At 67.9% G+C, this 15379-nt stretch carries 21 protein-coding genes and 1 pseudogene; 8 read left to right on the forward strand and 14 right to left on the reverse strand.

The window, feature by feature from the left end; genetic code table 11:
• Positions 1-65 precede the first annotated feature (65 nt).
• From AC07R7_RS11495 to AC07R7_RS11515, 5 genes and pseudogenes are all read right to left on the reverse strand, one after another.
• A pseudogene (locus tag AC07R7_RS11495) lies at positions 66-140 on the reverse strand (hypothetical protein); the annotation flags it as partial.
• Between the two features lie 9 nt (positions 141-149).
• Positions 150-2495: a GH92 family glycosyl hydrolase gene (locus AC07R7_RS11500; RefSeq protein WP_494635234.1), complete on the reverse strand. Its 2346-nt coding sequence runs from the start codon at positions 2493-2495 to the stop codon at positions 150-152.
• Between the two features lie 54 nt (positions 2496-2549).
• Positions 2550-3251 carry an aspartate/glutamate racemase family protein gene (locus AC07R7_RS11505; protein WP_494635235.1) on the reverse strand — a complete coding sequence of 234 codons (702 nt, stop codon included), beginning with the start codon at positions 3249-3251 and terminating at the stop codon, positions 2550-2552.
• Between the two features lie 43 nt (positions 3252-3294).
• Positions 3295-4020 (reverse strand): ABC transporter permease, encoded by a 726-nt coding sequence (locus AC07R7_RS11510; protein WP_494635236.1) that lies wholly within the window; start codon positions 4018-4020, stop codon positions 3295-3297.
• The gene (locus AC07R7_RS11515; RefSeq protein ID WP_494635237.1) at positions 4020-4952 is read right to left on the reverse strand and encodes an ABC transporter ATP-binding protein; all 933 of its coding nucleotides are present in this window, start codon (positions 4950-4952) and stop codon (positions 4020-4022) included. The genes AC07R7_RS11510 and AC07R7_RS11515 overlap by 1 nt, the downstream gene beginning before the upstream one ends.
• Positions 4953-5079: 127 nt before the next feature.
• On the opposite strand from AC07R7_RS11515, the gene AC07R7_RS11520 reads away from it, so the two are divergent.
• On the forward strand, positions 5080-5547 hold the full coding sequence (locus tag AC07R7_RS11520; protein ID WP_494635595.1) for a DUF2975 domain-containing protein: 468 nt from the start codon (positions 5080-5082) through the stop codon (positions 5545-5547).
• A complete protein-coding gene (locus tag AC07R7_RS11525; protein WP_492836849.1) occupies positions 5547-5786 on the forward strand; it encodes a helix-turn-helix domain-containing protein in 240 nt (79 codons plus the stop codon). Before AC07R7_RS11520 ends, AC07R7_RS11525 begins: the two co-directional genes overlap by 1 nt.
• Here the strand turns inward: AC07R7_RS11525 and AC07R7_RS11530 are convergent.
• From AC07R7_RS11530 to purE, 3 genes are all read right to left on the reverse strand, one after another.
• Entirely contained in the window at positions 5783-6301 is a 519-nt protein-coding gene (locus tag AC07R7_RS11530) for a GNAT family N-acetyltransferase (protein WP_492886911.1), read from the reverse strand. The two genes, AC07R7_RS11525 and AC07R7_RS11530, sit on opposite strands and share 4 nt — an antisense overlap.
• 89 nt (positions 6302-6390) lie before the next feature.
• Positions 6391-7476, reverse strand: coding sequence for a 5-(carboxyamino)imidazole ribonucleotide synthase (locus tag AC07R7_RS11535; protein WP_494635238.1), 1086 nt, complete (start codon positions 7474-7476; stop codon positions 6391-6393).
• A 5-nt stretch (positions 7477-7481) separates the two neighbouring features.
• A complete protein-coding gene (gene purE, locus AC07R7_RS11540) occupies positions 7482-7973 on the reverse strand; it encodes a 5-(carboxyamino)imidazole ribonucleotide mutase (RefSeq protein WP_492886913.1) in 492 nt (163 codons plus the stop codon).
• 328 nt (positions 7974-8301) lie between these two features.
• Between purE and AC07R7_RS11545 the strand changes: the two genes are divergently transcribed.
• Positions 8302-9015 carry a GGDEF domain-containing protein gene (locus AC07R7_RS11545; protein ID WP_492886914.1) on the forward strand — a complete coding sequence of 238 codons (714 nt, stop codon included), beginning with the start codon at positions 8302-8304 and terminating at the stop codon, positions 9013-9015.
• Positions 9016-9116: 101 nt separating this feature from the next.
• Entirely contained in the window at positions 9117-9479 is a 363-nt protein-coding gene (locus AC07R7_RS11550) for a response regulator (protein WP_494635239.1), read from the forward strand.
• Positions 9480-9565: 86 nt separating this feature from the next.
• Here AC07R7_RS11550 and AC07R7_RS11555 read toward each other — a convergent pair whose 3' ends face one another.
• Genes AC07R7_RS11555 through AC07R7_RS11565 form a run of 3 tightly spaced genes read right to left on the reverse strand, consistent with a single transcriptional unit; the run spans position 9566 to position 10961 of the window.
• A complete protein-coding gene (locus AC07R7_RS11555; protein ID WP_492836844.1) occupies positions 9566-9793 on the reverse strand; it encodes a YdcH family protein in 228 nt (75 codons plus the stop codon).
• A 59-nt stretch (positions 9794-9852) separates the two neighbouring features.
• A complete protein-coding gene (locus tag AC07R7_RS11560; protein ID WP_494635240.1) occupies positions 9853-10314 on the reverse strand; it encodes a TIGR02444 family protein in 462 nt (153 codons plus the stop codon).
• A gap of 5 nt (positions 10315-10319) precedes the next feature.
• A complete protein-coding gene (locus tag AC07R7_RS11565; RefSeq protein ID WP_494635241.1) occupies positions 10320-10961 on the reverse strand; it encodes a UbiX family flavin prenyltransferase in 642 nt (213 codons plus the stop codon).
• Positions 10962-11090: 129 nt separating this feature from the next.
• On the opposite strand from AC07R7_RS11565, the gene AC07R7_RS11570 reads away from it, so the two are divergent.
• On the forward strand, positions 11091-11264 hold the full coding sequence (locus AC07R7_RS11570) for a YdcH family protein (protein ID WP_492836841.1): 174 nt from the start codon (positions 11091-11093) through the stop codon (positions 11262-11264).
• Between the two features lie 80 nt (positions 11265-11344).
• On the opposite strand, the gene AC07R7_RS11575 is transcribed toward AC07R7_RS11570, so the two are convergent.
• Positions 11345-12058 (reverse strand): DUF1013 domain-containing protein, encoded by a 714-nt coding sequence (locus AC07R7_RS11575; RefSeq protein WP_492836840.1) that lies wholly within the window; start codon positions 12056-12058, stop codon positions 11345-11347.
• A 149-nt stretch (positions 12059-12207) separates the two neighbouring features.
• Positions 12208-13182, reverse strand: coding sequence for an NAD(P)H-quinone oxidoreductase (locus AC07R7_RS11580; protein ID WP_492886919.1), 975 nt, complete (start codon positions 13180-13182; stop codon positions 12208-12210).
• A 73-nt stretch (positions 13183-13255) separates the two neighbouring features.
• Between AC07R7_RS11580 and AC07R7_RS11585 the strand changes: the two genes are divergently transcribed.
• Positions 13256-13462: a DUF1192 domain-containing protein gene (locus AC07R7_RS11585; protein WP_492836838.1), complete on the forward strand. Its 207-nt coding sequence runs from the start codon at positions 13256-13258 to the stop codon at positions 13460-13462.
• A 214-nt stretch (positions 13463-13676) separates the two neighbouring features.
• Positions 13677-14186: a protease adaptor protein RcdA gene (gene rcdA / locus AC07R7_RS11590; protein WP_492836837.1), complete on the forward strand. Its 510-nt coding sequence runs from the start codon at positions 13677-13679 to the stop codon at positions 14184-14186.
• Between the two features lie 47 nt (positions 14187-14233).
• Here the strand turns inward: rcdA and AC07R7_RS11595 are convergent, their stop codons facing one another.
• Positions 14234-14923 carry a COQ9 family protein gene (locus AC07R7_RS11595; RefSeq protein ID WP_494635242.1) on the reverse strand — a complete coding sequence of 230 codons (690 nt, stop codon included), beginning with the start codon at positions 14921-14923 and terminating at the stop codon, positions 14234-14236.
• 182 nt (positions 14924-15105) lie between these two features.
• Here AC07R7_RS11595 and rpsU point away from each other — a divergent pair, with 182 nt between their 5' ends.
• Complete coding sequence (rpsU, locus tag AC07R7_RS11600) at positions 15106-15342, forward strand: 30S ribosomal protein S21 (protein WP_125159223.1); 237 nt, start codon at positions 15106-15108, stop codon at positions 15340-15342.
• The last annotated feature ends 37 nt before the right edge of the window (positions 15343-15379 follow it).

The following is a 15379-nucleotide window of genomic DNA, read 5'->3' on the forward strand; positions in this document are numbered from 1 at the left end:
ACCAGGGACCCAACGAGCTACACCCGCCAACATCAAGCCAAGGCTCAACGTACATCGCAATACACAGGGACCCAGGGCCGGCGCATCGCGGTTGCCCCCGGGTCCCGGCTCTCCGCTTCGCTGCGGCCGGGATGACAAGCTGGGTTTAACTACCGGTACGCTGTCAGCGACGTCGGCCTATCCGCCACCTTCGTCGCCCAGGTCTTGTTCGGCGTGGCGCTCATCGTGAAGACCAGTTCGCCGCCGGCCACGATCTCGTCGTGCCTGAGATAGGCCCGGGTCAGCGGCTTGCCGTTCAGCGTCACCTTGCCAACGTACGGCTTGTCGTCCGCCAGTCCCTCGGCGCGCACCGTGAAGCGTTTGCCGTTCGGCAGGTTCAGCGCCGCCTTGTCCACGAACGGCCGGCCGATGGCGTATTCGTTCGAGGCCGGTGTCACCGGATAGAAGCCCAGGCTGGTGAACATCAGCCAGGCCGACATCTGGCCCAGGTCGTCATTGCCCGACAGGCCGTCGGGCGTGGGCTTGTACTGGGTCTTGATGATCTGGCTCAGCCGGGCCTGGGTGCGCCACGGGGCGCCGGCGTAGTCGTACATATAGGCCACGTGGTGGCTGGGCTCGTTGCCGTGGATGTACTGGCCGATCAGGCCGGCGATGTCCTCGGCGTGCGAATAGTCGACCTTCGAATTGTCGAAGTCGAACATGGCGTCCAGCTTCTTGACCGTCGCGGCGTCGCCGCCCAGCGTCTTGACGATCCCGCCCAGGTCCTGCGGCGCGAACCACGAATATTGCCAGGCGTTGCCCTCGGTATAGTCCGAGCCGTAGTTGATGGCGGTCGGATTGAACGGCTCGCGGAAGGTCCCGTCGCTCTTGCGAGCCCGCAGGAAGCCGGTCTTCACGTCGAAGCTGTTGCGCCAGTAGGACGCCCGCTTCTCGAAGGTCTTGGCGACATCGTCCTGGCCCATGTCCTTGGCCATGCGGGCGATGGTCCAGTCGTCATAGGCGTATTCGACGGTCTTGGAGGCGGCTTCCGGCTCCTTGTCGATCGGTGCGTAGCCCAGCTTCATGTAGTCGCCGAGGCCGCCATACGGTGCGTAGGTCGCGCTCTTGACCATGGCGTCCAGGGCCGCCTTGCCGTCATAGCCGCGGATGCCTTTCATCCAGGCGTCGGCGATCACCGGCACGGCGTGGTAGCCGATCATCGTCCAGGTCTCCTGGCCGTGGAACTGCCAGACCGGCAGGATGCCGTACGGGCTCTGCTTCTGCGAGGCGATCAGCGAATTGACCACGTCGTTGGTGTAGTCGGCCGGCTGGATCAGGGTCAGCAGCGGGTGCTCGGCCCGGAAGGTGTCCCACAGCGAGAAGGTCGAGTGGAAGGTGAACGGGCGGCCGTCCAGCTTGCCCTCGTGCACCTGGTCGTCGGGCCCCCGGTAGCGGCCGTCGGCGTCGGCATAGACGCTGGGGGCCAGCAGGGTGTGGTAGAGCGCCGTGTAGAGCGTCTTCTTCATCGGGGCCGGGGCCTGGATGTCGACCACGCCCAGGGCCTTTTCCCAGACGGTCCTGGCGCGGGCGCGCTGGGCGTCGAAGTCGAAGCCCGGCTCGTCGCTGGCCAGGTTGGCGATCGCCCCGTCCTCGCTGACCGACGACAGCGCCACCTTCACGGTCAGCGGCCCGTCGATCTGGCCGAAGTCGAACACCCCGACCAGGGCGCGGCCCTGGACCTGGGCGCGGTCGCCCGGCGTGCGGCCCGGTTGGGCGAAGCCGTTATAGGGCACGTCCTTCTCGGTGTTGCGGAACTGCTGGCCGACCAGCGGGCGGTCGAACCTGATGGCGAAGAACAGCTTGCGGCCCGGCGCCCAGCCGCGCGTCTCGCGATAGCCGGTGACCACGCCGTCCGGCGAAACCCGCAGGCGCGACCACAGCACCTTGCCCGGATAGTTGTAGATCGAGCTGCGCAGGTCGATCAGCACCTGGGCGCGGTCGCCCTTCTGGAAGGTGTAGCGATGCAGGCCGGTGCGCAGGCCCGCAGTCAGCTCCGCCCGCACGCGGCTGTCGCTGAGGGTCACGGCGTAATAGCCCGGCTGGGCGACCTCGGTGTCGTGGCTGTAGCGCGACCGGTAGCCCGAACCCGGCTTGTCGACCTCGCCCGGCTCCAGCTTGGCCTCGCCGGCGACGGGGGTCAGCAGGATGTCGCCGAGGTCCGAATGGCCCGCGCCCGAGAAGTGGGTGTGCGAGAAGCCCAGGATGGTCGGGTCGCCGAAACGGTAGCCGGCGGCGCGGGCGTAGCTCTGCTTGAACGGCAGGATGTCGGTGTCGGGGCTCAGTTGCACCATGCCGAACGGCACGACCGCGCCGGGGAAGGTGTGGCCATCGCCGCCCGTGCCGATGAACGGGTCGACGGACTCATAGGCCGTTGTGGTCTGGGCCAGGACGGGCGTCGCCGCCAGGATCGAGAGGCTGGCGAGCAGGGCGAGGCCCGACACTGAACAGAGACGCATTCGGGAAACTCCGCAACTTGAGCGGAGCGCACCGTAGCAGCGCATCTCAACTTGTCATCCCAACGCCCGCTCCACCGCCGCCATCGCATGCAGGGCCGTGGTGTCGAACACCGGGACCGGACTGTCCGCCTGGCCGATCAGCAGCATGATCTCGGTGCAGCCCAGGATGATCGCCTGGGCGCCCCGCGCCGCCAGTCGAGCGATCACCGCCTTGTAGGTCTCGCGCGAGGCGCCCAGCACCTGGCCGGTCACCAGCTCCTCGTAGATGATCCGGTGCACGGCGGCGCGGTCGTCGGAGTCCGGGGTCAGCACGGTCAGGCCGTGCTTCTGCTCGAGCCGGCCGCGATAGAAGTCGTGCTCCATGGTGAAGGCCGTGCCCAGCAGGCCCACGGTCGTGAGGCCGGCCGCCTTGATCGCCTCGCCCGTCGGGTCGGCGATGTGCAACAGCGGGATCCGCACCGCCGCCTCGATGGCGTCGGCCTCGCGGTGCATGGTGTTGGTGCAGAGGACCAGGAAATCGGCCCCGCCGGCCTCCAGCGCCCGCGCCGCGTCGGCCAGGCGGCGCGACAGCTCGGGCCAGCGGCCGGCGTGCTGCAGGCGCTCGATCTCGGCGAAGTCGAACGACCACATCAGCGTCCGGGCCGAGGCGACACCGCCCACGCGCTCGCGCACGGCCTCGTTGATCAGCCGGTAGTACTGGGCCGAGCTTTCCCAGCTCATGCCGCCGATCAATCCGATGAGCGCCTGTTCGGTCATGCCGTCCTCCGTCGGAGACGGTCCTAGAGAGCCCGGCGCGGGGTTACAACACCTCGCGCCGCGCCAGATGGGCGATCGCTACAGCCAGGGCGACCAGGCCAAGGCCGCCGCCGAGCGCCAGGGCGGTCTCTACCCGCCACGCCTCCCTGGCCAGCATGTTCACCGGCATCTGCCAGGGGAAGAACACCCCCTCCTTGGCCGAGGTCGCCACCACCGAGAAGAAGGTCCCGCCGATGCCGATCGCCAGGGCCGGCACGAAGCTGGCGAAGCGCAGGGCGGTCCACAGCTGTATGGCGGTCAGCAGGATCGCGGCGGCGACGATCTTGAGATTCAGCAACAGCAGGCGCGCCACGTCCACCGTCCCGGTCGGCGTCATGACGGGCTTGATCGTCGCCGCCGCCGAGACCGACGCCCAGCTCAGCAGCAGGTTCAGGCCGCTCATGACCGTGACCACGGCGATCACGCAGATCGCCTTGGCGGCATAGAGCCTCCAGCGCGGGACCGGCAGCGCCCGCAGATGATCCCAGGCGCGGGGTCCGTGCTCCATGTGCGCGACCAGGGCAGTCAGGGCCGTCACGCTCATGGGCAGCATGAAGAAGGCCCATGCGGTGGTCGAGCCTTCCAACAGCCTGTCCCACGGCGGGGCCTTATCGCCGCGCAGCACCAGGAAGAACAGGAAGGTGGCGATCAGCGACGGCGCGGCCACAGCCAGGACGGCGGCCAGCGAGCGGTTCAGCTTGCGCAATTCGACGGACAGGGCGGCGAGCATCAGGCGGCCTCGGCTTGACGGGGGGCAGGAACGGCGACGCGGCGATAGATGTCCTCCAGCGACTGGGCGCGGGGACCGATGGCGAAGACGGGAACGGCGGCCTCGACCAGCAGGGCGGTGAGTCCGGCCACGGCCGGGTCGACGGCGTCGCCGGCGTCCAGGGCCACGGTCAGGCTTTCGCCGACGCGGACGTTCAGGCCGTGGCCGCGCAGCAGCGCGGCGGCCCGCGCATCGTCGCCGGTGCGCAGGACGATCTCCGGCGCGAGGCCGGCCTTCAGGCGGGAAAGCTCGCCCTCCAGCACCAGCCGGCCGTCATTGACGACGCCGACGTGGGTGGCGGTCTGCTCGATCTCGCCCAGCAGGTGGCTGGACAGCAGCACGGTGGCGCCGGTGCGTTCGGGCAGGGCGCGCAAGAAGCGGCGCATGTCGGCGATGCCGTCCGGATCCAGGCCGTTGGTCGGCTCGTCCAGCACCAGCACCGGCGGCGCGCCCAGCATGGCGCGGGCCAGGCCAAGCCGCTGGCGCATGCCCAGCGAATAGCCGGCGACCTTGCGACCGGCGTCGGGACGCATCTCGACCACCTCCAGCACCCAGTCGATCTCGCTGGCGGGACAGCCCAGCAGGGTCGTGGTCAGGGCCAGGTTCTCGCGGCCGGTCAGGTTGCCGTAGAAGCCGTGCGCCTCCAGCAACGTCCCGATCTTGCGGGCCGCGCCGATGCGGTCGCGAGCGACGTCGACGCCGCAGACCCTGGCCACGCCTGAGGTCGGACGGATCAGGCCCAGCACCATCTTCAGCGTCGTGGTCTTGCCCGCGCCGTTGCGGCCCAGGAAGCCGTACACGGCCCGCTCTGGCACGGTCATCGACACGCCGTCGACCGCCAGGCGCGGGCCGAAACGACGGGACAGGCCTTCGGTTTCGATGGCGACGGACATGCGGCGACGCTCACTTTCGTTTAAGTCAGATATAAAGTTGCGAAGCGACCGTCTTTAAGTCAAGATTAAAGATGAGACAGGTTGGGAGGCCGCCGTGAACGCCAAAGACGCCGAGAAATTCCGCCGCATGTGCGGCCAGTTCCGCTGGCTGGCCGTGTTCATGGTCGTCAGTGTCGGCCTGCTGCTGGCGCTGATGGCCTGGGGCTTTCCGCTCCTCTACGCGCTGGTGAAGCACAGGCCGCTGCGGCCCGACATCATGCTGGCGGTGACGATCCAGAACGCGCCGGCCGTCTGCTACCTGTTCGGCGTGTGGTCGATCGGCCGGGCGATGGGCCAGATCGCCAAGGGACGACTGATCCAGGCCGCCCTACCCTCGGCCCTGCGCCGGGTGGGCCTGGCTCTCGGCGTCGGCGGCGTGGCCAGCGTCTTCATCGTCAGCAACCTGATGCGACTGGTCGGCTTCACCAAGGGCAGCTATCTGAACTTCGACGTGGCCGGCATGACGCTGGGCATGATCGGCGGCGCCCTCTTCCTGCTAGGCCGGGTCATGGACCAGGCCCTGGCGGCGCAGGCCGAACTCGACGAGATGATCTGATGCCCGTTCGCGTCACCCTGGACGCCCTGATCGTCGCCAAGGGCCTCAAAGCCCGCGACCTGGCCCAGGAGGTCGGCCTCAGCGAGACCCAGCTGTCCCTGTTCCGCTCGGGCAAGGTCAAGGGCATCCGCTTCCGCACCCTGGCCCGTCTGTGCGCGGCCCTGGACTGCAAGCCGGGCGACCTGCTGGACTACGCGTTCGACACGTCTGACCTGACCGCGCCCGACGACGGGGACTAAGGCGCGTCCTGACCCCACATCTGGGTCGGGCCCGCCACGTCCATCGGCGGCGGCAGGTCGACCATCCTGATCAGCCGCGAGCCCAGTCGGGCGGCGACGGCCTGCGAGGCGAGATTGTCGGGATGGATCATGTGGGCCACCGACGTCCACCCCAGGTCCTCGAACACGAACTTCAGGCAAGCGCCAGCCGCCTCGGTGGCGTAGCCCCGGCCCCAGGCCGAGCGGTGCAGCATCCAGCCGACCTCCCGCGCCGGCCAGCCCTCCGGCTGCCAGGGACCGGAGCGACCGACCCAGCGCCCGGTGGCCTTCTCGATCACCGAGAAGGTCCCGAACCCGCGCAGCGGCCACATGCCGACCACCTGGGCCATGGCGCGCCAGGCGATGCTGCGCGGCATGGCGCCGCCCAGATAGCGCATGCACTCGGCATCGCCGTGGAACTCGGCCCAGCCGGCGTCGAAGTCGTCCTGGACCGGGACCCGCAGGATCAGGCGTTCGGTTTCGAGCGTGGGCGACAAGGCGTATCCCCAAGGCCAAGATTCTTCGCTCGACCTTAGGCGCTTCCCGGCGACCGCCAAGCCCCGCAAGGGCGGCGCGCCGCCGCCACCTAGTCCCGCAGGGGCCGCAACCGGTTCACGTGGCCCATCTTCCGTCCCGGCCGGGCCTCGCCCTTGCCGTAGAGGTGGATGCGGGTCTCCGGCTCGGCGGCCAGCTTGCGCCAGGCGTCGACGTCGGCGCCCAGAAGATTGGTCATCTCGACATGATGGTGCGGGTCGGTCGGGCCCAGCGGCCAGCCGGCGACGGCGCGGATGTGCTGCTCGAACTGGTCGACCTCGCAGCCGTCCTGGGTCCAGTGGCCGGTGTTGTGGACGCGCGGGGCGAACTCGTTGACCAGCAGCTTGCCGCCAGCCAGCTCGAACAGCTCCACACCGATCACCCCGACATAGTCCAGGGCGGTCAGGATCTTGATGGCGATGGTCTCGGCCTGGTCGCGGGTCGCCGGCGTGACCTTGGCGGGAGCCACGGTGCGCTTGAGCACGCCGCCCTCGTGGTGGTTCTCCGACAGGGGATAGCAGGCGATCTCACCGTCGCGGCTACGGGCGGCGATCACCGACAGTTCGCGGCCGAAGTCGGCAGGAGCCTCGAGAATGGCGGCGCGCCGGCCGATCTTCTCGAACGCGGCCTCGGCGTCGGAAGCCTTCTGGATCCAGGCCTGGCCCTTGCCGTCATAGCCATCGCGGCGCGTCTTCAGCAGCGACGGCGCGCCGATCTTGGCGACCGCCGCGGCCAGGCTCTCGCTGTCCTGGACGGGGGCGAAGGCCACCGTCGGCACGCCGATCTCGGCCAGGAAACTCTTCTCGACCACCCGGTCCTGAGCGGCGGCCAGGGCCTTGGCGCCCGGCGAGACCACCGCGCCCAGGGCGGCCAGTTCCGACACGGTGTCGGCCGGGACGTTCTCGAACTCGTAGGTTACGACGTCGCAGGCCTCGGCCAAGCGCTTCAGCGCCCAGCGGTCGTCGTAGGCCGCGACGATCTGGCGGGCGGCGACGCGGCCGGCGGGTGAATTCTCTTCCGGATCCTGGATGACGACATCGAAGCCCAGCCGAGCGGCGGCCTGGGCCAGCATGCGGCCCAGTTGGCCCCCGCCGAGGATGCCGATGGTCGAACCGGGAACGAGAGGAAACTCAGGCATCTGGATCAGTCCTCGACGCTCTCGGCGACGCTGTCGGTCTGGGCCTGGCGGAAGGCCGACAGGCGCTGGTTGAGGGCCGGATCCGACAGGGCCAGAATCTGGGCGGCCAGGAGGCCAGCGTTCTTGGCCCCAGCCTCGCCGATCGCCAGGGTCGCCACCGGGACGCCACCGGGCATCTGGACGATCGAGAGCAGGCTGTCGAGGCCGCTCAGCGCCTTGGATTGCACCGGCACGCCCAGCACCGGAAGATTGGTCATCGAGGCGGCCATGCCCGGCAAATGCGCCGCGCCGCCGGCCCCGGCGATGATCACCTTGTAGCCGGCGGCTTCCGCGCCGGTGGCGAAGTCGAACAGGCGCCGAGGGGTGCGGTGGGCCGAGACCACCTTGGCCTCATAGGCCACGCCCAGGGCGTCCAGCGCGTCGGCCGCGCCCTTCATGGTCGGCCAGTCCGAGCGGCTGCCCATGATGATGGCGACGGGCGGCGTGGTCGAAGGCATCGGCGTCGTCTCTCTGCTAGAGCCTGTCCGTTTCCGATGGAGACAATCGGAAACGGATGAACAGGCTCTACCTCAAACATTTAGAGCGTGGCAGGCGCCGAAACCGCTTACACTTTCGGCCGCCACGCTCTAGGCGAGCGTCGGAAGGCCGCCCCGTATGCGCGTCCGCCCGCTCCGGCAAGCCCAAAACGACACAAAACGTTCCGGGGTCGCCTCTAGAGTGGGCGCGTCGATCCGCGCCTGCGGCCTATCGGCGCTCCCGATTGCGTCGAACGGCGTTCCCGTTAACCTTAATGCTAGCTGTGCCATAACGATTCCCTGTGAACTCATGAAGATCTCCGGCGCCCGAACCGAACCTTTCGCCGCCATCCGCAAGCGCGCCCTCGCGCGCGCCGGGGCTCAGGTCGTGGCGCGCGAGGTGGCCGCCCCCGACAGCGCCGCCTTCCTGGGCCTCACGGAAGCCGACATGAGCCCGAAGGTCATCGAGGCGCTTCAGACCCTGATGAGCGAGATCGACGACCTGCGGAACGAGGTCGCCATGCTAAAGCTGCGCCTGAACGAGGCCCAGGGCCTGGCCGACATGGACGTGCTGACGCCGGTGCTGAACCGCCGGGCGTTCCTGCGCGAGATGAAGCGCGTCTCGGCCTTCGCCCAGCGCTATGGCTCGCCGGCCAGCGTGGTGTTCTTCGACCTCGACAACTTCAAGGCCGTCAACGACCGCTTCGGCCACGCCGCTGGCGACGAGGCCCTGAAGGCCGTCGCCAAGCGCCTGCTGGCCAATGTCCGCGAGAGCGACGTCGTGGGCCGCATGGGCGGCGACGAGTTCGCCGTGCTGCTGGCCCAGGCCGACAAGGAAACCGCCCTGTCCAAGGCCCAGAGCCTGGCCGACGCTGTCCGCTCCACGCCCGTCGAGTTCGGCGAATGGTCGGCCCCGCTGCATATCTCTTACGGCGTGCGCGAGATCGAGCCCGGCGCCGATCCGGAACAGGCCCTGGCCGAAGCCGACGCCGCCATGTTCGTCCGCAAGCGGAAGCAAGCCTGACGACAACTCAGGGGAATGCGACCTTATCGCACGGCGACGGCCCCCGCCGGTCGCGGTAACAGATCTTCATAGTCTGTTAAGCATGACTGGGCGTGGGACGGATGCAGCGTATTCTGATCGCCGAGGACGACCCTGTCCTCTCGCTGATCTACGAAATCACCCTGACCGAGGCGGGGTTTGACGTCCTGCTGTGTCGGGACGGCCAGGAAGCCTATGAGGCCTTGGACCGGTTCAAGCCCGACCTGGTGATCACCGACCACTCGATGCCGCGCATGAGCGGCGGCGAGCTGGTCAGCGCCGTGCGCAAGGCTCGCCCCTGCGCCATGACCCTGATGGCCTCGGCCGTCGACGCCCGCCTGCTGAAGGACGACCAGCACGCCGACGCGCGGCTGGAAAAGCCGATCACCCCGGGTCGCCTGCTGCAGACCGTCCGCGACCTGGAAGCGACCGCGATCGCCGCCTGACGCGTCCGAGAACCTGGCAGCCGAAAGCGTGAGCGGCTTCGGCGCCAGACACGCTTCTAAATGTTCGAGGTGGAGCTTGTCCGGCTCTACGCGATGATATCGGGGGTCAGCTGGTCTTCCAGCCGGCCGATCTCGTCCTTGAGGGCCAGCTTCTTGCGCTTCAGGCGGGCGACCTGCAGCATGTCGGGCTGGTAGCGCTCTTCCAGCGCTCGGATGGCGTCGTCGAGATCCTTGTGATCCTCGCGCAGGTCGGCAAGGCGACGTTCGATCGCGATGTCGGTGTCTTCCGACGGATCATCGTCGTTCATGGACATATCTCAGGTGAGCCCCAGTAGGGATTTAGATAGCAAAGGCTGACGAGCCGTAAAGGCGCTCAGCCCGTGGACTTTTCAAGCGCGACCGCCAGCTTTTCCAAAGCGGCGCGGCGAGGCGGGTCGCCCGAGGCCTCGGCGGCGGCGGCCAGGCCGTCCAGCACCGGCGCCGGCGCGCCCGGCGGACCGCTCAAAGCCTCCAGGCTTTCCATCAGCACCCGCTCGCCCTTCAACTCGGCGGCCTTCACGGCGTCGCGCAGGGCCTCCCTGGCGGCGTCATCGACCGGAGGGCGCGAGGGCTTCAGCGCCCGGCGCACGCCGCGCAGGGGCGCGCCGACCTCGGCGTCCCAGGCGCGCATCATCCTGGCCGCATCCTTCAGGTTGGCCGAGCGCCCTTCCCCGGCCATCCAAGCGGCCCATAGCAGGTAGGGCACGTTCTGGCCGTGGGCGTCCTGCAAGTGCAGGCACGCCTCCGCGACAGGTTGACGCGCATAGACCTCGAGAGCCCAGTCCCAGATCCGCATCGGCGTTAACTTTCCTCGCCTTGAACATCCTTGCCAGACAGGGTGGCGAGGTCCTCGCCCCAGCGCTTCACCGGCTTCCATGAGAGATCGAACAGGTCCAGCGCCCGGCCCACCGACTGGTCGACCATCTCGGCGATCGTGGCGGGCTTGGCGTAGAAGGCGGGCAGCGGCGGGGCGATCACCGCGCCCATCTCGGCCAGCCTGGTCATGGTCCGCAGGTGGCCCAGGTGCAGCGGCGTCTCGCGCACCAGCAGCACCAGCGGCCGGCGCTCCTTCAGGGTCACGTCGGCGGCCCGGGTCAGCAGCGAGGACGTTACGCCGGTGGCGATTTCGCTCATCGTCCGCACCGAGCAGGGCGCGATGACCATGCCCAGGGTGCGGAAGGAGCCCGAGGCGATGGCCGCCCCAATGTCGCTCACGCGATGGACAACATCCGCCCGCTCATTGAGCTCGGCGACCGACTGGCCGGTCTCCTGCTGCAGGGTCAGCACCGCCGACTTCGAGACGACGAGGTGGCTCTCGACGCCCAGTTCGCGGCACGCATCCAGGGTCCGCACGCCGTAGACCACGCCGGAAGCCCCTGAAATTCCAACGACCAGCTTGGGGCGATCCTGGGGGCGATCCGCGGCTTTCAAAACGTCCGTCATGGTAAATTTTCGTCCGTCTTGGGAGCAAACTCGGCCACGTCAAGCGGAGCCGCTTGCAATCATATGTGATCTGACACCGCCGCGCAGCGGGTGTTCACTTTCTTCTCCAACAGCAAGGAGCCGAGAGCCATGGCCATCGAATCCCGTATCCGCGAGCTTGGGTCCCGTCACGAGGGGCTCGATCGCAAGATCCAGGAGGAGACCAGTCGACCCGGGTGTGACGGAACGATGCTTAGGGAGCTTAAGCGGCAGAAGCTTCGGCTGAAGGAGGAGATCGAGGGCCTGAGGGCGCGACTTCACTAGCTGCTAGGGCAGCCGAAAAACGAGAGGCCCCGCTCCAGCACGGAGCGGGGCCTCTGCTTTTTTCAGCTCGGAAACGAGGATCAGTCCTCGTCGTCCTCGTCCACATAGGCGCCGGCCTTGCCGAACACGTCCTCGGCCTTGAGGTCGCCGCGCTTGGCGCGGAAGTCTTCTTCCTCTTCCTCGACCTCGGGCTCGAACTGGCCGGCCTCCGAGGCGGGACGCAGGGTCGGGTCTTCCGGCAGGATTCCCTTCTTCAGGTCGTCCTTGGCCTTCTTCTCGGCGGCCTTCTTGACCAGGGCGTCCAGCTCCAGCTGGCCGATCAGGCCCAGGGTCACCGGGTCGATCGGCTTGATGTTGGCCGCGTTCCAGTGCGTGCGGGCGCGGACCTGCTCGATCGTGGCCTTTGTCGTGCCGAGGATCTTCGAGATCTGGGCGTCGGTCACTTCCGGGTGGTGGCGCAGGAACCAGGCGATGGCGTCCGGACGGTCCTGACGGCGCGACACCGGCGTGTAGCGCGGCGCCTTCTTCTGGGGCTTCAGCAACTCGGCGTGACGGCTGACCTGGGCCTTCATGCGGTAGTCGGGATTGGCCTGGGCCTTGTCCAGCTCTTCGCGGGTCAGCTGGCCGTTGCCGATCGGGTCGGCGCCGCGGATGTCGCGCGCCACTTCACCGTCGGCGATGCCACGCACTTCCAGCGGGTGCAGGCCGCAGAAATCGGCGATCTGCTCGAAGCTCAGCGACGTGTTGTCCACCAGCCAGACGGCGGTCGCCTTGGGCATCAGAATGTCGGACATGCGGTCCTCCAGAAATGACGGCGCCCGGCCTTTCGGCCGGGCGGGATGTTGATGAACGCTATAATCCGGTTCTCGTGAAAAGGGAACGGGGATCAGGCAAACGAAAGCAACGTCAGAGCTTTGAGTGAATCTGCACTCTAGGCCTGGCCCTAGACCGTCAACACCACCTTGCCCACGTGCTCGCCGGCTTCGAGGTGCGCATGGGCCTTGGCGGCGTCCGCGAGTGGGAAGGTCGCGTCGATCAGCGGCTTCACCTGGCCAGCCTCGATCCACGGCCAGACCACGCGCTCGACCTCGGCGGCCAGCCGCGCCTTCTCGTCGGCGGAGCGGGGACGCAGGGTCGAGCCCGTGATCACCGCCCGCTTCTGCATGATCTTCATGACTGGCGCCTCCAGCACCGGCCCGCCCAGGCTGGCGATATAGACGATACGGCCGCCCACGTTCAGCGCGTCGAGGTTCTTGTCGAAATAGCTGGCCCCGACCATGTCGAGCACCACGTCGGCGCCGCCGGCCGCCTTGACGATCGCGGCGAAGTCCTCGGCCTTCGCATCGATGGCGATATCGGCGCCCAGCTCCAGGGCCTTGGCCTTCTTGTCGGCGCCGCGTCCCGTGGCGATGACCTTGGCGCCGGCCGCCTTGGCCATGGCGATCGCGGTTGTTCCGATTCCGGACGTTCCACCGTGAACCAGAAGCGTCTCGCCGGCCTTCAGGGCGCCATGCTCGAACACATTGGCGAAGACGGTGAAGACGGTCTCGGGCAGGGCCGCGGCGTGGACGAGGTCCAGGCCCTTGGGGATCGGCAGGGCGTGGCGGGCGTCGACCAGCGCGTATTGGGCATAGCCGCCGCCGCCCAGCAGGGCGCAGACCTTATCGCCGGCCTTCCAGCGCCCCGAACCGGTCACGACCTCGCCCGCGACCTCCAGGCCCAGGGTCTCCGGCGAGCCCGGCGGCGGCGGGTAGAACCCCATGCGCTGCAGAAGGTCGGGGCGGTTCACGCCCGCGGCGGCGACCTTGATCAGGATCTGACCAGCCCCCGCCTCGGGGCGTTGGACTTCAACGGGCTTCAGCGCCTCGGCCGGTCCCTTGCCGCCTTCGATCGCGATCGCCGTCATCGTTCCGGCCATGCTCGGGGTCCTCTCATGCTTGCCTTGGCCCCTAGGTAGGCGTCAGATGGCTGGCGGAAAAGGAGAGAAGCCGATGTTCGAAGAGCCCGCGGAGCCTCGCGCCTTCAACGGACACACCTTGAACGAGACGACCCACGAGGACCTGGAGGTCTACGGCGTCGCCGAACTGGAGGAGCGCATCGCGGCCTTGCAGGCCGAAATCGAGCGCACCAAGACCCAGCTCGCCAAGAAAAAGGCAGGCCGCGACGCCGCCAATGCGCTGTTTGGTCGCCTGGACTAAGGGTTCTTTTAAGGTTTCGGTGAGGTTACTGGCGTCTTAAGCGGTCATCCGCCTTCTGACGCCCATTCCTGTTCTCGCGCGCTCGGCGCGCTGGAGAGAGTATGGTCGATCGAAGGGGTGGGTCGCAACGGGACGGCGAGTTCTGGCACGGGGGTTGCACTCCACCCCGCCAAGCGAGACGTCCTCGCGGCCTTTCGAGGGGCATTGAGTAGATATGACCGAAGTGAACGCGTTCGCGGACACCCCTTGGCGCGCTGGAGTGATCCAGGATTTCGCGCGATCGGAGCTGTTCGACCGTACGTTCGAGGAGGGCATGCAACTGGTCGAGGAGACCGCCGCCTATCTCGACGGGGCCGGTCGGCATGACAGCAAGGTCCTCTCCCGCAACGCCGCCCTGGGCTACGCCACCGAGAGCATGCGCCTAACCACCCGCCTGATGCAGGTGGCCTCATGGCTGCTGGTGCAGCGCGCCGTGCGCGAGGGCGAGATGCCGCCGGAAGCCGCCTGCGCTGAATCCTACCGTTTGGGCGCGGAAGCCGCGGGCGAACCGCCGGTCATTGAGGAACTGCCCTTCGGCCTGATGAACCTGCTGCAACGCTCCGAACGCCTGTATGAGCGCGTCCGCCACCTGGATCGCCGCATGTACGTGGAATCGCCGAACGAAGAGGCGCCGCGGCCGGTGCAGGCTCACTTCGAACGCCTGGCGGCGGCGTTCGGGGGCTGAGCCAAATTCCGATCTTCCCAGCTTTCGCCGGGGAAATCGGAGTTGGGTTACTTCCCGTATCGGATGCGGGCCAGGGCCGAGACCGTCTCGCTGGCCAGGTCCATCGGCTTGAAGCCCGCCTTCCACGTCTCGAAGGCCATGACGTTGTCGATGCGCGCGTCCAGGTGCGACAGCGCCGAAGCGCGGCCCGAGGCCATGTCGACGGCCAGGGTCGAGATCAGGACGCCCGAGAGAATCGCCCGCTTCGAATAGTGGTTCTCGTCGGTCGCCACATCGCCGGCCCAGCGCCAGATCACATCGGCCGATTCCCAGGTCAGCCGCAGGGCCAGCGCCAGGTTGGTCGGAAAGGCCAGGAAGGCGGCCAGCGGGCGCAGCACGTCGGCGTTCTCCTGGGCCGCGTCGAGGCGCGCGACGACACCCTCGCGAATCCGCTGGCGAATCTTCAGCGTGGCCAGATCGAACGTCCGCAGCTTGCGAAGCGCGACCGCGTCATGGCGTCGCGAAAGCAAAGCGGCCAGGTCGCGCGGGCCTTCGGGCAACAGAAGCTGGCCCTCGGCCTCGCCGAGGCCCGCCGCCGCCAGGGCGCGACTGACCATCCCGGCGTTCCAGCCGGCCTTGGGCGCGAGACGCAAGGCTTCGTCCAGTACGCGCTGCTCGGCGGCGTCGGCCCATGAGGAGCCCGGTTGATCCGAAGCTTGGCTGGAGGTCTGAACGGCGGTCTGGGCGGTTTGCGTCATAAATCCGAGTCTACACTGGTGTTTAGGCCGCGTCGCGCATGGACAGCGGCCCTTCGCTCTGCTATCAGCCCCGCCTCATCGCCTGGGAGAACCCCTCTCAGGTTACCCGGTTTTGTTCGCCCGCCCGGCCCCTCAAGAGGGACTTGGGAATATTGGTCGGGCTGTCGAATGGAGAGATACCCCTGGTCCAGATTTTCGTCCGCGACAACAACGTCGATCAGGCCCTGAAGGCTCTGAAGAAGAAGATGCAACGCGAAGGCTCGTTCCGCGAAATGAAGCGGCACGTGCACTATGAGAAGCCGTCGGAAAAGCGCGCTCGCCAAAAGGCTGAAGCCGTCCGTCGCGCCCGCAAGCTGGCCCGCAAGCGCGCCCAGCGCGAAGGCCTGCTGCCGATGCCGAAGAAGCCGGCTGGTCGTTAAGACCAGACCTCTTCAGCTTCGAAGATCTCGAAAGCCG

This window comes from Caulobacter sp. GW821-FHT05F04 (assembly GCF_059419665.1).

What these genes read in the sequence shown, in the direction of transcription:
- AC07R7_RS11500 (WP_494635234.1), bottom strand. Translation starts at nt 2,495, where the DNA reads ATGCGTCTCTGTTCAGTGTCGGGCCTCGCCCTGCTCGCCAGCCTCTCG.
- AC07R7_RS11505 (WP_494635235.1), bottom strand. Translation starts at nt 3,251, where the DNA reads ATGACCGAACAGGCGCTCATCGGATTGATCGGCGGCATGAGCTGGGAA.
- AC07R7_RS11510 (WP_494635236.1), bottom strand. Translation starts at nt 4,020, where the DNA reads ATGCTCGCCGCCCTGTCCGTCGAATTGCGCAAGCTGAACCGCTCGCTG.
- AC07R7_RS11515 (WP_494635237.1), bottom strand. Translation starts at nt 4,952, where the DNA reads ATGTCCGTCGCCATCGAAACCGAAGGCCTGTCCCGTCGTTTCGGCCCG.
- AC07R7_RS11520 (WP_494635595.1), top strand. Translation starts at nt 5,080, where the DNA reads ATGTGCGGCCAGTTCCGCTGGCTGGCCGTGTTCATGGTCGTCAGTGTC.
- AC07R7_RS11525 (WP_492836849.1), top strand. Translation starts at nt 5,547, where the DNA reads ATGCCCGTTCGCGTCACCCTGGACGCCCTGATCGTCGCCAAGGGCCTC.
- AC07R7_RS11535 (WP_494635238.1), bottom strand. Translation starts at nt 7,476, where the DNA reads ATGCCTGAGTTTCCTCTCGTTCCCGGTTCGACCATCGGCATCCTCGGC.
- purE (WP_492886913.1), bottom strand. Translation starts at nt 7,973, where the DNA reads ATGCCTTCGACCACGCCGCCCGTCGCCATCATCATGGGCAGCCGCTCG.
- AC07R7_RS11545 (WP_492886914.1), top strand. Translation starts at nt 8,302, where the DNA reads ATGAAGATCTCCGGCGCCCGAACCGAACCTTTCGCCGCCATCCGCAAG.
- AC07R7_RS11550 (WP_494635239.1), top strand. Translation starts at nt 9,117, where the DNA reads ATGCAGCGTATTCTGATCGCCGAGGACGACCCTGTCCTCTCGCTGATC.
- AC07R7_RS11555 (WP_492836844.1), bottom strand. Translation starts at nt 9,793, where the DNA reads ATGTCCATGAACGACGATGATCCGTCGGAAGACACCGACATCGCGATC.
- AC07R7_RS11560 (WP_494635240.1), bottom strand. Translation starts at nt 10,314, where the DNA reads ATGCGGATCTGGGACTGGGCTCTCGAGGTCTATGCGCGTCAACCTGTC.
- AC07R7_RS11565 (WP_494635241.1), bottom strand. Translation starts at nt 10,961, where the DNA reads ATGACGGACGTTTTGAAAGCCGCGGATCGCCCCCAGGATCGCCCCAAG.
- AC07R7_RS11570 (WP_492836841.1), top strand. Translation starts at nt 11,091, where the DNA reads ATGGCCATCGAATCCCGTATCCGCGAGCTTGGGTCCCGTCACGAGGGG.
- AC07R7_RS11575 (WP_492836840.1), bottom strand. Translation starts at nt 12,058, where the DNA reads ATGTCCGACATTCTGATGCCCAAGGCGACCGCCGTCTGGCTGGTGGAC.
- AC07R7_RS11580 (WP_492886919.1), bottom strand. Translation starts at nt 13,182, where the DNA reads ATGGCCGGAACGATGACGGCGATCGCGATCGAAGGCGGCAAGGGACCG.
- AC07R7_RS11585 (WP_492836838.1), top strand. Translation starts at nt 13,256, where the DNA reads ATGTTCGAAGAGCCCGCGGAGCCTCGCGCCTTCAACGGACACACCTTG.
- rcdA (WP_492836837.1), top strand. Translation starts at nt 13,677, where the DNA reads ATGACCGAAGTGAACGCGTTCGCGGACACCCCTTGGCGCGCTGGAGTG.
- AC07R7_RS11595 (WP_494635242.1), bottom strand. Translation starts at nt 14,923, where the DNA reads ATGACGCAAACCGCCCAGACCGCCGTTCAGACCTCCAGCCAAGCTTCG.